Source organism: uncultured Brevundimonas sp. (assembly GCF_963977465.1).
Taxonomy (GTDB): domain Bacteria; phylum Pseudomonadota; class Alphaproteobacteria; order Caulobacterales; family Caulobacteraceae; genus Brevundimonas.
The window spans coordinates 161,615-174,573 of sequence record NZ_CAXBOQ010000005.1 but is presented as its reverse complement, the minus strand read 5'-3'; the positions used below and the strand labels follow the sequence as shown (position 1 = coordinate 174,573).

The 12,959-nt window shown below is 67.2% G+C and carries 11 protein-coding genes; 4 read left to right on the top strand and 7 right to left on the bottom strand.

The annotated features are described in order from the left end of the window. Nucleotides 1–3 precede the first annotated feature (3 nt). Entirely contained in the window at nt 4–942 is a 939-nt protein-coding gene (locus AAC067_RS11970) for a Gfo/Idh/MocA family oxidoreductase (protein WP_339932805.1), read from the top strand. Between the two features lie 71 nt (nt 943–1,013). Here the strand turns inward: AAC067_RS11970 and AAC067_RS11965 are convergent, their stop codons facing one another. The 3 genes from AAC067_RS11965 to AAC067_RS11955 all read right to left on the bottom strand — a co-directional run bounded on the left by AAC067_RS11965 (nt 1,014) and on the right by AAC067_RS11955 (nt 2,879). Beyond that, nucleotides 1,014–1,298 (bottom strand): GIY-YIG nuclease family protein, encoded by a 285-nt coding sequence (locus AAC067_RS11965; RefSeq protein WP_339932803.1) that lies wholly within the window; start codon nt 1,296–1,298, stop codon nt 1,014–1,016. 91 nt (nt 1,299–1,389) lie between these two features. Then, on the bottom strand, nt 1,390–1,872 hold the full coding sequence (locus tag AAC067_RS11960; RefSeq protein ID WP_339932801.1) for a MaoC family dehydratase: 483 nt from the start codon (nt 1,870–1,872) through the stop codon (nt 1,390–1,392). Continuing rightward, a complete protein-coding gene (locus AAC067_RS11955) occupies nt 1,869–2,879 on the bottom strand; it encodes a threonine/serine dehydratase (RefSeq protein ID WP_339932799.1) in 1,011 nt (336 codons plus the stop codon). Before AAC067_RS11955 ends, AAC067_RS11960 begins: the two co-directional genes overlap by 4 nt. Before the next feature lie 67 nt (nt 2,880–2,946). On the opposite strand from AAC067_RS11955, the gene glpK reads away from it, so the two are divergent. Beyond that, entirely contained in the window at nt 2,947–4,440 is a 1,494-nt protein-coding gene (gene glpK / locus AAC067_RS11950) for a glycerol kinase GlpK (protein WP_339932797.1), read from the top strand. Continuing rightward, on the top strand, nt 4,437–5,516 hold the full coding sequence (locus AAC067_RS11945; protein WP_339932795.1) for a phosphotransferase: 1,080 nt from the start codon (nt 4,437–4,439) through the stop codon (nt 5,514–5,516). The genes glpK and AAC067_RS11945 overlap by 4 nt, the downstream gene beginning before the upstream one ends. On the opposite strand, the gene AAC067_RS11940 is transcribed toward AAC067_RS11945, so the two are convergent. From AAC067_RS11940 to AAC067_RS11925, 4 genes are all read right to left on the bottom strand, one after another. Beyond that, nucleotides 5,513–6,310: a DUF1223 domain-containing protein gene (locus tag AAC067_RS11940; RefSeq protein ID WP_339932793.1), complete on the bottom strand. Its 798-nt coding sequence runs from the start codon at nt 6,308–6,310 to the stop codon at nt 5,513–5,515. The genes AAC067_RS11945 and AAC067_RS11940 overlap by 4 nt on opposite strands. Before the next feature lie 131 nt (nt 6,311–6,441). Continuing rightward, a complete protein-coding gene (locus AAC067_RS11935; RefSeq protein WP_339932791.1) occupies nt 6,442–8,634 on the bottom strand; it encodes a prolyl oligopeptidase family serine peptidase in 2,193 nt (730 codons plus the stop codon). A 150-nt stretch (nt 8,635–8,784) separates the two neighbouring features. Next, nucleotides 8,785–10,971, bottom strand: a complete 2,187-nt coding sequence (locus AAC067_RS11930) for a prolyl oligopeptidase family serine peptidase (protein ID WP_339932789.1) — start codon at nt 10,969–10,971, stop codon at nt 8,785–8,787. A 95-nt stretch (nt 10,972–11,066) separates the two neighbouring features. Then, the gene (locus tag AAC067_RS11925) at nt 11,067–11,867 is read right to left on the bottom strand and encodes an ion channel (protein WP_339932787.1); all 801 of its coding nucleotides are present in this window, start codon (nt 11,865–11,867) and stop codon (nt 11,067–11,069) included. A gap of 82 nt (nt 11,868–11,949) precedes the next feature. Between AAC067_RS11925 and dapF the strand changes: the two genes are divergently transcribed. Further along, nucleotides 11,950–12,834: a diaminopimelate epimerase gene (dapF, locus tag AAC067_RS11920; protein WP_339932785.1), complete on the top strand. Its 885-nt coding sequence runs from the start codon at nt 11,950–11,952 to the stop codon at nt 12,832–12,834. Nucleotides 12,835–12,959: the final 125 nt, after the last annotated feature.

Sequence of the window (12,959 nt, the reverse complement as noted above, 5' to 3'; positions counted from 1 at the left end):
CACATGACCTTCTCCTCGCTCCCCCCGCTCAAGGCCGGCGTCGCCGGTGCCGGTGTCATGGGGCGCAACCACGCCCGTGTGCTGTCAGATGTCCGCGACTTCGACCTGACCGCCGTGTTCGATCCGGACGCGGCCACGGCCGAGGGTGTCGCCAAGCTGTATGAGGCCCGCGCCTTCACCACCGCCGAAGACTTCGTCGCCGCCGGGCTCGACGCCGCTGTCGTCGCCACGCCGAACCGGCACCATGCCGAGCTGGGCGTGGCGCTGCTGGAAGCCGGGGTGCATGTGCTGGTCGAAAAGCCGATCGCCGCCACCGTCGCCGACGCCCAGCGCATGATCGATGCGGCCAAGGCGAACGACCGGGTGCTGATGGTCGGACAGGTCGAACGCTTCAATCCGGCGGTCGACGCGGTCAAGCGCGCCATCGACGGTGACGACATCATCTCGATCCAGATCACCCGCGTCGGCCCCTTCCCCCCGCGCATGGGCGAGGTCGGGGTGGTCATCGACCTGGCGGTGCACGACATCGACATCATCCGCCATCTGACGGATTCCGAGATCACCGAGGTCCAGCCGCAACTGGCCCGCACCAAGGCTGATCGCGAAGACACGGCCCTGCTGCAGTTCCGGCTCGAGAACGGGACCATCGCCCACATCACCACCAACTGGGTCACCCCCTACAAGGTGCGCACCCTGCAGGTCGCCACGGCCAACAAATTCGTGGTCGCCGACCTGATCACCCGTCAGGTCACCGAATATTTCGGCCAGCAGGCCGACGGCTCCTACCAGACCCGCGCCGTCAACAGCTGGCCCGCCGAGCCGCTGAAGAAGGAGCTCGAAGCCTTCGCCCACGCCATCCGCACCGGCGAGGCCCCGGCAGTGACCGGCGAGGACGGGCTGCGCAATCTGGAAGTGGCGCTGAGGTGTCTGGGGGAGGGGTGACGTTACCCCCAATCCATCCGCTCATCCCGGCGAAAGCCGGGACCCAGTTCTTTCGCTGAAGCGCAGACCTGTCAGGTTAGTGTGTCGAACAGATCATCCCAGCCCGGATTCTGACGCTCGATCAGTTCCAGCTTCCACGCGCGCTTCCATTCCTTGATCTGGCGCTCGCGGCGGAAGGCGGCATGGCGAGAGTCATGGACCTCGAACCAGACCAGGACGGCCACGCCATACTTGGCGGAAAACCCGTCCCGGCGCTTCTCACGATGCTCGATGAGGCGCTTGATCAGGCAATCGGTTGAACCCGTGTAGAGGGTCCCGTTCCGGCGGCTAGCGATGATGTAGGTGAAGAAGGCCAACCGGAACCTCCGTTCGTAACGAAAGCACTGGGTCCCGGCTTTCGCCGGGATGAGCGGAGTTATTTCACACAAATCAGGGTTGCATTCAAGCCTAGCCCCCCACCACCTGCATCCCCAGCCACTCCGCGACCAGGGCCGGCTTGTCGCTGCCGTCGATCTCGACCGTGACCTCGTGTTTCAGCAGCCAGCGGCCGCCGCCCCTGTCCTCGGCGGACAGCAGCTTGAATCGTCCCCGCACCTGCGATCCGGCCGGGACCGGGGCGAGGAAGCGCAATTTGTCGAAGCCGTAGTTGATGCCCATGGTCACGTTTTCCAGCGGCGGCACGGCGTCGAAAGTCATGGCCGACAGCAGGCTCAGGGTCAGGAAGCCGTGGGCGATGGTACCGCCGAACGGGGTCTTGGCGGCCGCGACCGGGTCGATATGGATGAATTGCCGGTCTTCGGTAATCTCGGCGAAGGCATCAATGCGGGCCTGGTCGACGGTGATCCAGCGGCTGACCCCGACCTCGCTCCCGACCAGGTCTGCGAGGGCGGCGGGCGGCGTCGGCACGCCCTTGCGTTCGGTGCGGCTCATGATGCGGTCCCCCAGGTTTCCGGTGCGTAGCGGTCTTCAATGATGGCGCTGAACAGGGCCGGATCGACATTGCCCCCCGACAGAATGATGGCCGTGATCCGGTCCTTGGCCAGCAGTTTCCCGGCCAGCAGCGCCGCCAGCGATACCGCCCCGCCCGGCTCGACCACCAGCTTCAGCACCCGGAAGGCATACGCGACCGCCGCCGCCACCTCGGCATCGCTGACCGTCAGCACGTCGGTCATCCGGCGATTGATCGGAAAGGTCAGCACCCCCGGCTGCGGCGACATCAGGGCATCGCAGATCGACGGCCGGGTCACCGGCGGGTGGCCACGCCGCTCGCCCGCGATCAAGGACCGCCGGGTATCGTCATAGGCCTGCGGCTCGACGCCGAAGACCTGGGTATGGGACGCGGTCGCCGCCAGGGTCAGGTTGATGCCGGCCATCAGCCCCCCGCCCGACATCCCGCACAGCAGATGATCGATCGGTGCCGCCCCGATGGCCTTGGCCTGCTCCAGCAGTTCCAGCGCCACCGTGCCCTGGCCCTCGATGATCAGCGGATCGTCGAACGGCGGCACCAGCACACTGCCGTGTTCGGCGGCGATGGCCTCACCGATGGCTTCGCGGCTTTCGGTGTAGCGATCATAGGTCCGCACCTCGCCGCCGTGGGCGATAACCCCGTCGAGCTTCACCTTCGGACTGTCGGCAGGCATGACGATGATCGCATGGGTGCCCATCATCCGCGCCGCCGCGGCCACCGCCTGGGCATGGTTGCCGGACGAGAAGGCGACGACGCCGTGCTTCCGCTCCTCGTCGGTCAGCCGGCTGATGCGATTATACGCCCCGCGGAATTTGAAGGCGCCGGTGACCTGCAGGGTCTCGGCCTTGATCAGCACCCGCCCGCCCAGCCGGGCGTTCAGCGCAGCGCTCTCGATCAGCGGCGTGCGGACCGCGACGCGGGCGATCTGGCGGGCGGCGTCTTGGACGCCGGCAAAGGAGGCGATACGCATCCGGCCACTTAACCCGAGACGCCGGCTCTGCGTAAGGTGGAATGCTGAACCACCGCGAAGGGAATTCATGGACCGCCTGATCCTCGCCATCGACCAGGGCACGACCTCGACCCGCGCCATCGCCTTCGCCGTCTCGCCGCAGGGCGGGTTCAGCCCCGTGGCCGTCAGCCAGATCGAGCTGGCCCAGCATTTCCCGCACTCGGGCTGGGTTGAGCATGATGCGGCCGAGATCTGGCACGCGACCCTGCGGACCTGTCGTGCCGTCATCGCCGAGGCCGGCGGCATCGACCGCTTCGCCGCCATCGGCATCACCAACCAGCGCGAGACCTCGGTGCTGTGGGACACGGCCACCGGGGAGCCGCTGCACAGGGCCATCGTCTGGCAGGACCGCCGCACCGCCGACGTCACCGCCCGGCTGACGGCCGAAGGTCATGAGCCGATGGTCCAGGCGGCGACCGGCCTGATCCTCGATCCCTATTTCTCGGCCACCAAATTCGCCTGGCTGCTGGATACCGTGCCGGGCGCGCGCGAGCGAGCGGCGCGGGGTGAGGTCAAGCTGGGCACGATCGAGAGTTGGCTGATCTGGAAACTGACCGGCGGAGCCCGCCACGTCACCGACGCCACCAATGCCAGCCGCACCAGCCTGATGGATCTCGAGACGCGCCAATGGCGCGATGACCTGTGCGCCCTGTTCGACGTCCCCCGTCAGGCCCTGCCGCAGATCCTCGGCTGCAGCGATCATTTCGGCGACTGCGATCCGGCCCTGCTGGGCGTGGCCCTGCCCATTCATGGTGCAGCCGGGGATCAGCAGGCGGCGCTGGTGGCCCATGGCGCGATGAACCCGGGCGACGCCAAGATCACCTATGGCACCGGGGCCTTTCTGGTCGCCAATGTCGGGGCCGCGCCGGTGATCTCGACCCGGCGCCTGCTGGGCACGCTCGGCTATCAGATCGGCGACACCGCCGCCTGGGCGCTGGAGGGGTCAATCTTCTCGGCCGGGTCGGCGATCCAGTGGCTGCGCGACGGGGTCGGCCTGCTGTCCGACTCGGCCCAGTCCGAGGCCATGGCCCGGTCGTTGCCCGACAACGGCGGCGTCTATCTGGTGCCCGGCTTCACCGGCCTGGGGGCCCCGTGGTGGGAACCCGACGCCCGCGGCACGATCACCGGCCTGACCCGCGACTCCGGCCCGGCCCATTTCGTCCGCGCGGCGCTGGAGGCCCTGGCCTACCAGACCCGCGACCTGCTCGATGCGCTGGCCGCCGACGGGGCCCCACCGCTGGCCGTGCTGCGGGTCGACGGCGGCGTCACCGCCAACGGCTTCGCCATGCAGTTCGTCGCCGACATCTGCGATGTCATCGTCGAGCGCCCGGCCTTTCAGGAGATGACCGCCGTCGGTGCGGCCCGACTGGCGGCGCTCGGCATCGGTCTGATCGACGACCTGAACCCCTCGGCGACCGAGGCCCCGACCGTCTGGACCCCGACGATGGACCCCGACGAACGGACGCGGCTGATCAAAGGCTGGCAAAGCGCGGTCCGGGCCGCCATCATCGCCGCACAATGACCGACACCGACCTGAACGACCCCCAGACCGCCTTTTCGGGCACCCGCGCGGTCGATCCGCGCCACGCGCTCGACGAAGCCGCGCTGGGGGCCTGGCTGGTCAGGAATATCGACGGCTATGCCGGCCCCCTGACCATCCGCCAGTTCAAAGGCGGCCAGTCCAATCCGACCTATGAGCTGGCCACCCCCTCGGCCACCTATGTGCTGCGCCGCAAGCCGCCCGGTGTGCTGCTGCAGTCGGCCCATGCCGTGGATCGCGAGTTCACCGTGATCTCGGCCCTGCACAAGCACGGCTATCCGGTAGCCCGGCCCCATGCCCTGTGCACCGACGACGCGGTGATCGGCTCGATGTTCTATGTGATGGACAAGGTCGAGGGCCGGGTATTCTGGGACCTGAAACTGCCGGGTCTGCAGCCGGTCGAACGCCGCGCCATCTATGAGGCCCAGACCGACACCCTGGCCGCCCTGCACCGGTTCGATCCGGCATCGATCAGCCTGGGCAACTACGGCAAGCCGGGCAATTATTTCATGCGTCAGGTCGGGCGCTGGACCAAACAGTACCGGGCCTCCGAGACCGAACCCAACCCGGCCATGGACCGGCTGATCGCCTTCCTGCCGGAAAGCCTGCCCGCCGACGGCCCAACCCGCATCGTCCACGGCGACTTCCGTCTCGACAACCTGATCCTCGATGCGAAAAAATCCGAGGTCCGGGCCGTGCTGGACTGGGAGTTGTCGACGCTGGGCGATCCGATGGCCGACTTCTCCTATCTGCTGATCGGCTGGGTCATTCCCGCCACCCTGCGCAACGGTCTAGGCGGGGCCGATCTGGAGGCGCTGGGCATTCCCTCGATCGAGGAAACCGTCGAACGCTATGCCGCCGCCGCCGGGGTGGCCGGACCGAAGAACCTGGACTGGCTGTTCGCCTATAATCTGTTCCGTCTGGCGGCCATCTGTCAGGGCATTGCCGGGCGGGTGCGCGACGGCACCGCCGCCAGCAGCCATGCCCGCACCATGGCAGCCCAGGTCCAGCCTCTGGCCGACGCGGCCTGGGGGTTTGCGAAAAAGGCCGGAGCCTAGCGCTGCGCGGCGGTCAGGATGCGATGGTCGGCGCGCGCCTGCAGCAAGACCACCACCTCATCGCCGTCGTCCAGCTTCGGCGGCAGGGCGAACAGGGTCGAGCGCCCGGTCCAGTTACCCAGACGGGTCACGCCGCGCACGACATTGAGCTGACGCACGGTCTGGCCGCGGTTGTCGCCACGATCGATCTGCACGCTCTGCAGGCCGGGGGTATAGGTCACGACCACGACCTCGGCTCCGCCCTCGGGCGGACGACCCGAGCCGATGCCGACCCGATCACCGGCGGCGCGGAATTCGATCTCGGGCGGGAAGTCGCGACGAACCGATTCCTCGTCGATGGCGGTCTGCAATTCGGGTGAACGGGCCCCCGACACCTGACGATAGCCGTCGATCACCACCTGGGGAGTCGACACCGACCGCAGCCGCAGGGCCTGGCGATAGGCATGCTGGCGCGCGGCAAACTCGGGCCGGGCAAAGGTGTCGGCCCAACCCAGATAGTCCCAGTAGTCGACGCCATAGGTCAGGACGATCACCCCCGGGGTGTCGGCGGCATCCTCGACCATCCGGTCGGCGTCGGAACAGCCGGCGCAGCCCTGGGCCGTGAACAGCTCCAGCACCACGGGTGTGGTCCGAACCGCCCGCGACACCGGCCGGGCATCGGTCGGCTGGGGGTCGGGCGGCAGGGTTGCGCCCGCCGCCATCAGCCCCGCGACCGCCGTCGCCATACCAAAGATAAAGCCCCTCAGGTTCATGGCCGACAGCTTAACCACCGCTGGCACGATCCCGCCGCTCATTTTCCCGTGAGGGGCGGGCTAGACCATTTTTGTTTCGGGTCGAATCGACCCGAATCCAAAAAATGGTCCAGCGTTAAACTGGAGCGAAATCTGAGCCGGGCTGGACTGCGTCCAACCCAACCGATTTCGCTCTAGTCCATCAGCTGTTGCGCCAGATAGACATAGTGGCGGGCCCAGCGCCGGGCGTTGGCCACCGGGTCGGCGTCGTTGGAGTGGCCGCCCGAGGTTTCCTCATAATAGAGGTGGTCGTGGCCCTGATCGCCCAGACGCGCGGCGAATTTGCGCGCATGACCCGGATGGACCCGGTCGTCGCGGGTGTTGGTGGTGATGTAGACGCGGGGATAGTCCATCTCCGGACGCAGCTGCTGATAGGCTGAATATCCGGCGATCCAGGCGGCCTCCTCCGGGATGCGGGGATCGCCGTATTCGCCGATCCACGAGGCCCCGGCCGGAAGCTCGTGATAGCGCAGCATGTCGATCAGCGGGCTCTCGATCACCGCCGCATTGATCAGCTCCGGATGCTGGGTGACCATCACCGAGGTCAGGACCCCGCCGTTCGAGCGGCCATAGATGCCCAGACGGCGCGGCGAGGTGATGCCGCGGGTTTCCAGATCACGGGCCACGGCGGCGAAGTCGTCAAAGGCCAGCTGGCGGTTCTCGTTCAGTGCCGCCTGATGCCAGTCGGGTCCGAACTCGCCGCCGCCGCGGATGTTGGCGTTGACATAGACCCCGCCCTTTTCGAGCCACAGCTTGCCCATTTCCGGGATATAGGCCGGCGGCTTGGACACTTGGAAGCCGCCATAGCCGTACATGATCGTCGGGGCGTGGCCGTCCATGACCAGATCACGCGGACGGACGACGAAATAGGGGATCTTCGTGCCGTCGGATGACGTGGCCTCGAACTGTTCGACCACGTCACGCGATGCATCGAAGCGGGCGGGGGCCGCGGCGATCTGTTCGCTCCGGCCGGCGGTGCCGACGCGCATGTCCAGCAGGTTCAGGGTGGCCGGCGTCAGGAAGCCTTCAAAGCTGTAGAACTGACGATCCGATCCCCGGCTGGAGTCGCCCAGATGTACCGCGACATTGTCCGGCACCTCGAGGTCGGCCTTCAGCCAGCCCCGACCCCGGGTATCGAGAAACCGCATCATCCGTCCCCGGACGTTGTCATAGACGGTGGCGACGACGCGGTTATCGAACACTGCCACCTCCTCGACTGACTGACGATTGCCCGGCACGAAGATGGCCTCGGCACGCCCCTGTCCGTCGCGCAGCCCGGCCAGCGGCGCAGACAGCAGGCTGCCGGCGTTGAAGGTCTCACCGGCCTGGGACCAGGTCTGGTCGACGCTGAAGATCAGTTGATCGCGGATCGCGCCTTGCACATTGACCTTGGCCGGCAGGCTCAGCCTGACCGCGCGGCCGTCCAGCCACTGAACGGTCTCGCTGCTGAAGGTGTCGAGCGGCCGGTTGAACAACACCGCCAGGACCGCGCCCCGGCCGTCCCGCAGAACGCTGGCGCTGACGCCATAGCCGCCGTCACCCTGTTCGCCGCGATAGACCTCGGTCGCCTGGGCCAACGCCTGACCGCGCGTCAGCGTCTTGATGATGAAGGGATAGCCGCTCTCGGTCAGGGTGCCGGGCCCGAAATCGGTGGCCACCAGCAGGGTGTTCTGGTCCAGCCAGCTGATGCGGTGCTTGCCCTCGGGCAGGACGAAGCCGCCGGCAACGAACTGTTTGGTGGTCAGGTCGAACTCACGCACCACCACCGCGTCCTTGCCGCCGTCGGACAGGTTGACCAGGCAGCGGGTCTCGTCCGGCGCGAGGCAGTTGGCCCCCTTAAATACCCAGTCCTTGCCCTCGGCCGCCGACAGGGCCCCGATGTCGAGCAGGGTCTCCCACCGCGGATTGGCCGAACGGTAGGAATCCAGGGTCGTGCGCCGCCACACCCCCTTGGGATTGGCGGCGTCCTGCCAGAAATTGCCGATGCCCTCGCCGAGGAAGGATGGGCCCGGGATCCGGTCGGTGGCCGACAGGATGGCGAAGGCCTCCTGACGATAGGTCTCATAGCGGGGGTCACCGGTCAGGGCCGCCAGCGAAGCCGCGTTCTCGCGCGCGACAAAGGCCATGGCCGCATCGCCGTGCACCTGTTCCAGATCCAGATGATCGTCGGCTGCGGCCACACCGGCCGGGCTGAGGTCGGCGGGGAAATGCGGCGGGGGCGCGCGTTCGGCCATGATCGGCGGCGGCGCGGCGGCATCGCCCGGCAGGGTGGCGCAGGCCCCCAGCAGCAAGGCCGGGATGGCGGCGGACAGGATCAGGTGACGCATGGACTTAAACTCCGCTCATCCCCGCGAAGGCGGGGACCCAGATCTGTGGGCGATCGGCGTCGCCGGTGTTGCAGTCCGCTGATCCCAGCCGCCGATGCTTCAACGAAAGCACTGGGTCCCCGCTTTCGCGGGGATGAGCGGAAGTGATTGCTAGTCCGGCACGGGGATCTGCGTGTCCATCAATCGCCGGGTCAGATAGGTATATTCCAGCGCGATGCGGCGGGCCGTCTCGCGCAGATTGGCGCCGGCCGCGTGGCCGCCGTCGGTGTTCTCGTAGAACAGTACCGGATAGCCCAGGTCTTCCAGCCGCGCCGTCGCCTTGCGGGCGTGGCCGGGATGGACCCGGTCGTCCTTGGTCGAGGTATGGATGAAGACCTCGGGATAGGGCTGGCCCGCGCGCAGGTTCTGATAGGGCGAATAGGCCTGGATCCAGGCCCGCTCCTCCGGAATGTCGGGATTGCCGTATTCGCCCTGCCACGAGGCCCCGGCCAGCAGCTTGTTGAAGCGCAGCATGTCGAACAGCGGCACCTGGATCACGGCCGCGTTGATCAGGTCCGGCCGCTGGGTCAGCATCGCCCCCATGAACAGCCCGCCCTGGGACCCGCCCATGATGCCGAGCTTCGGCTGGCTGGTGATGTCGCGGGCGATCAGGTCCAGGGCCACGGCCTGGAAGTCCTCATGGGCGCGCTGGCGGTTCTCCTGCAGGGCGGCATCGTGCCAATTGGGCCCGAACTCGCCACCACCACGGGTGTTGGCCACGACATAGACGCCGCCGCGCTCCAGCCACAGCTTGCCGACCGTGGCCGAATAGCCGGGCAGCAGGGAGTTCTGGAAGCCGCCGTAGCCATACAGCAGGGTCGGGTTCGAGCCGTCGCTGGCCATGGCATCGCGATGGACGACGAAATAGGGGATCATGGTGCCGTCGGCCGAGCGCGCCTCGAACTGATCGACGGTCATGCCATCAGCGTCGAATTTGGCCGGCAGGGATTTGACCTGGTCGACCGCGCCCGTAGTCGCATCGGCCAGCCACAGGCTGGACGGGTTCAGATAGCCGGCGACGCTGACGAACACCTGGTCGTCGCGCTCCGAAGCCGAGCCGACCCCGACGGTGACGTTCTGCGGCAGGTCCAGCCGGGTGCGGGCCCAGTCGCCGTCGGCGTTCGGTTCATAGACATAGACCCCGCCGCGGACGTTCTCGAACAGGGCCACGACCAGCCGGTTGCGGGTGGCGCTGATGCCTTCGATCGCCTCGCGCGGGCCGGGGCGGATGATCAGCCGCGCCGGGGTCGCCGGATCGGCCAGCCAGGCGTCGAGATTCCAGGCGAAGACATCGCCGGTCCTGAATTCCTGACCCGAGGGGGCGGTCCAGTCCTGTTTGGTGGTCACCACCAGCTGCCCCTGGACCAGGGCCTCGATGTCCGACTTGGCGGGCAGGGCCAGCTGGGTCGTGGTGCCGTCGGCGTTCAGCCGCCAGGTCTCGCCCTCGTAAAAACTGACGCCCCGGTTGATCAACGTCGCCTGGATAACGCCATCGGCGTCACGCAGGGTGTAGCCGCTGACCGAGACATCGGTGGGCTGTCCGGTAAACAGGGTTTCGGCCTGATCCAGCGTCTGGCCACGGCGCAGGCGTTTGACGATCATCGGATAGCCCGAACTGGTCAAGGTGCCGGGACCGAAGTCGCGCGACACCAGCAGGGTATCAGCGTCGATCCAGCTGGCCCCACCCTTGGATTCCGGCAGGACGAAACCGTCGGCCACGAAGGTCTGCGTCGTCCGGTCGAACTCTCGCACCGTGACCGCGTCCTTGCCCCCGTCCGACAGGGAGATCAGGCAGCGGGTCTCGTGCGGCGGCAGGCAGGTGGCCCCCTTGTAGACCCAGTTCTTGCCTTCGGCGGCTGACAGGGCGTCGAAATCGACAATGGTCTCCCACGCCGGATCGGCGCTGCGATAGCTGTCCAGGGTGGTGGTGCGCCAGACGCCGCGCACGTGTTCGGCGTCCTGCCAGAAATTATCGACCGTGCCGTCGTGGTTGAAGCCCGGATAGGGGATGCGGTCGCGCGACTGGACGATTTCAAGCGCCTGCTGATGCAGGGGCTCATAGCGGGGGTCGCCCTGCAGCACGCCCAGCGACCGGGCATTGTGTTCATTGACCCAAGCCATGGCCCGCTCGCCGTCGATCTCTTCCAGCCACAGATACGGGTCGGTGGCGTCCGACGTGGCGAAGGCCCCTTCGGCCAGCGGTGGATTGGGCGGGGAGATGGGAGATTGGGCCATGACGCCTGTCGCGAGAGCGGTTGAAGCCAGGAGAATGGCGAGCGTGGCGGCGGGACGGATCATGCAGGCGTTTCCAGAGCTTGGGACCGGCCACCTTAACCCCCGACCGCCGGCGGACAAGGCAATGCGCGGTGACCTTACGGTTTTGTCATCACAATTCAGCGGCCGGGATTGGGGATGCAGATGGTCTCGCCGCACGCCTTGCAGTGGACGGCATCGGGATCGTGGCGCTGCAGACCACAGGTCGGACAGGGGAAGACCACCTTGTGCGGCATCAACAGGGTCTGCCCCAGACGCACGAACAGGGTCACCCCGACCAGCATGATCACGATCGACACCAGTCGTCCCCAGTTGCCAGGCAGCAGGATATCGCCGTAGCCGGTGGTGGTCAGGCTGGTGACGGTGAAATACAGGGCGTCGACATAGCCGGTGATACCTTCGTAGCGACCCATGAAGCTGGTGTAGACGAAGCCGGTCGCGACAAAGACAAAGGTCACCAGGGCCACCACCGCCTTGGTCGTGTCCTCGACCCGGGTGTCGTCATAGCGCCGGCCGATGGTGCGCCAGAAGAACTCCGAATTGATCAGGGTCCACAGTCGCAGCACCCGCAGGAAGCCGAGGTTGAACAGCCAGGCCGGGAACAGCAGCGTCGCCAGGATGAACAGATCGACCCAGACGATCGGCTTCTTCAGCCAGGCCCTGACGTCCGAAAAGGCCCAGGCCCGGGCGGCCAGGTCGAGCGCGAGGACCGCCGCGATCACATAGTCGATGACATAGAAAATCATCGACTCGCCCTTCAGCAGCGGGGCCGCCACGAAGAAGCCGACGATAATGACGTCGATGACGAGCACGGCCAGCCGGAAGCGCACAGCCATCTCGGATGAGCCGTGATACAGGGCCCGAATCCGCGCGCGCAGGCGCAGACCCTCCGGTTTTTCGGCGTCGTCAGTACGGCTCATGCGCCAGCGATACCCCGCTTTGTCGTCACCGGAAACAGCCCCCTTCGCCGCGGGACGTTCCGGGTCTATAGGCTCGGGGTCCATGCAACGCCCCTTCGTCAAGATGAACGGCGCCGGCAATGACTTCGTCGTCGTCAATGCGCTCGAAACCCCGTTCGCCCCGACGGAGGCGGAGGCACGCGCCATTGCCGACAGGGAGACCGGCCAGGGCTGCGACCAGCTGATCGCCATCGAGCCGTCTGACCGCGCCGACGCCTTCATGCGGGTGTGGAACGCCGACGGCGGGGCGGTCGAGACCTGCGGCAACGCCCTGCGCTGTGTCGGCTGGCTGCTGATGCAGTCGACCGGCAAGGACAGTGTCACCATCGACACCCTCGGCGGCCCCGCCACGGCCTGGCGCGTCCCAGGCCGTGTCGGGTCGGGAGGTCCTGAAGGGCCGACGACCACGGCCCACGTCAAGGTGGACATGGGCGCGCCGCGTCTGGACTGGACCGAGATCCCGCTGGAAGAGGCGATGGACACCCGCGGCATCGAGCTGCAGGTCGGTCCGATCGACGCGCCGCTGCTGCACACGCCCGGGGCCGTCTCGATGGGCAATCCCCACGTGGTCTTCTTCACCGACCGTCAGGACGACGCCTTCGTCAGCGGCTCCGGCTCCCTGATCGAACACCACCCGCTGTTTCCCGAGGGAGTCAATGTCGGCTTCGCCAATGTGCTGGCCCCTGACCGAATCCGCCTGCGGGTGTGGGAACGCGGGGCCGGGCTGACCCAGGCCTGTGGCACCGGAGCCTGCGCTGCCCTGGTCGCGGCCGCCCGCCGGGGCCTGACCGGGCGCTCGGCCACGCTTGAGGTCGACGGTGGCACGCTGTTGATCGACTGGGACGAGACCACCGGTCACGTCTTCATGACCGGCCCGGTCGAGATCGAACGCACCGGTACCCTGACTCTCCAGGCTGCCCCTGCGTAAAGAATGCGACGGGGGCCCGGTTGTCGCCCCCCGTCGCCCGCTCTAGACCATTTTTGTATCGGGTCGAATCGACCCGAAACCAAAAAATGGTCCAGTATCAAGCTGGAGCGAAATCTAAGCCGGGT

Bases quoted from the DNA above. Each gene is read 5' to 3' on its own strand.
- AAC067_RS11970 (WP_339932805.1), top strand. From the start codon at position 4: ATGACCTTCTCCTCGCTCCCCCCGCTCAAGGCCGGCGTCGCCGGTGCC.
- AAC067_RS11960 (WP_339932801.1), bottom strand. From the start codon at position 1,872: ATGAGCCGCACCGAACGCAAGGGCGTGCCGACGCCGCCCGCCGCCCTC.
- AAC067_RS11935 (WP_339932791.1), bottom strand. From the start codon at position 8,634: ATGCGTCACCTGATCCTGTCCGCCGCCATCCCGGCCTTGCTGCTGGGG.
- dapF (WP_339932785.1), top strand. From the start codon at position 11,950: ATGCAACGCCCCTTCGTCAAGATGAACGGCGCCGGCAATGACTTCGTC.
- glpK (WP_339932797.1), top strand. From the start codon at position 2,947: ATGGACCGCCTGATCCTCGCCATCGACCAGGGCACGACCTCGACCCGC.
- AAC067_RS11940 (WP_339932793.1), bottom strand. From the start codon at position 6,310: ATGAGCGGCGGGATCGTGCCAGCGGTGGTTAAGCTGTCGGCCATGAAC.
- AAC067_RS11930 (WP_339932789.1), bottom strand. From the start codon at position 10,971: ATGATCCGTCCCGCCGCCACGCTCGCCATTCTCCTGGCTTCAACCGCT.
- AAC067_RS11955 (WP_339932799.1), bottom strand. From the start codon at position 2,879: ATGCGTATCGCCTCCTTTGCCGGCGTCCAAGACGCCGCCCGCCAGATC.
- AAC067_RS11925 (WP_339932787.1), bottom strand. From the start codon at position 11,867: ATGAGCCGTACTGACGACGCCGAAAAACCGGAGGGTCTGCGCCTGCGC.
- AAC067_RS11945 (WP_339932795.1), top strand. From the start codon at position 4,437: ATGACCGACACCGACCTGAACGACCCCCAGACCGCCTTTTCGGGCACC.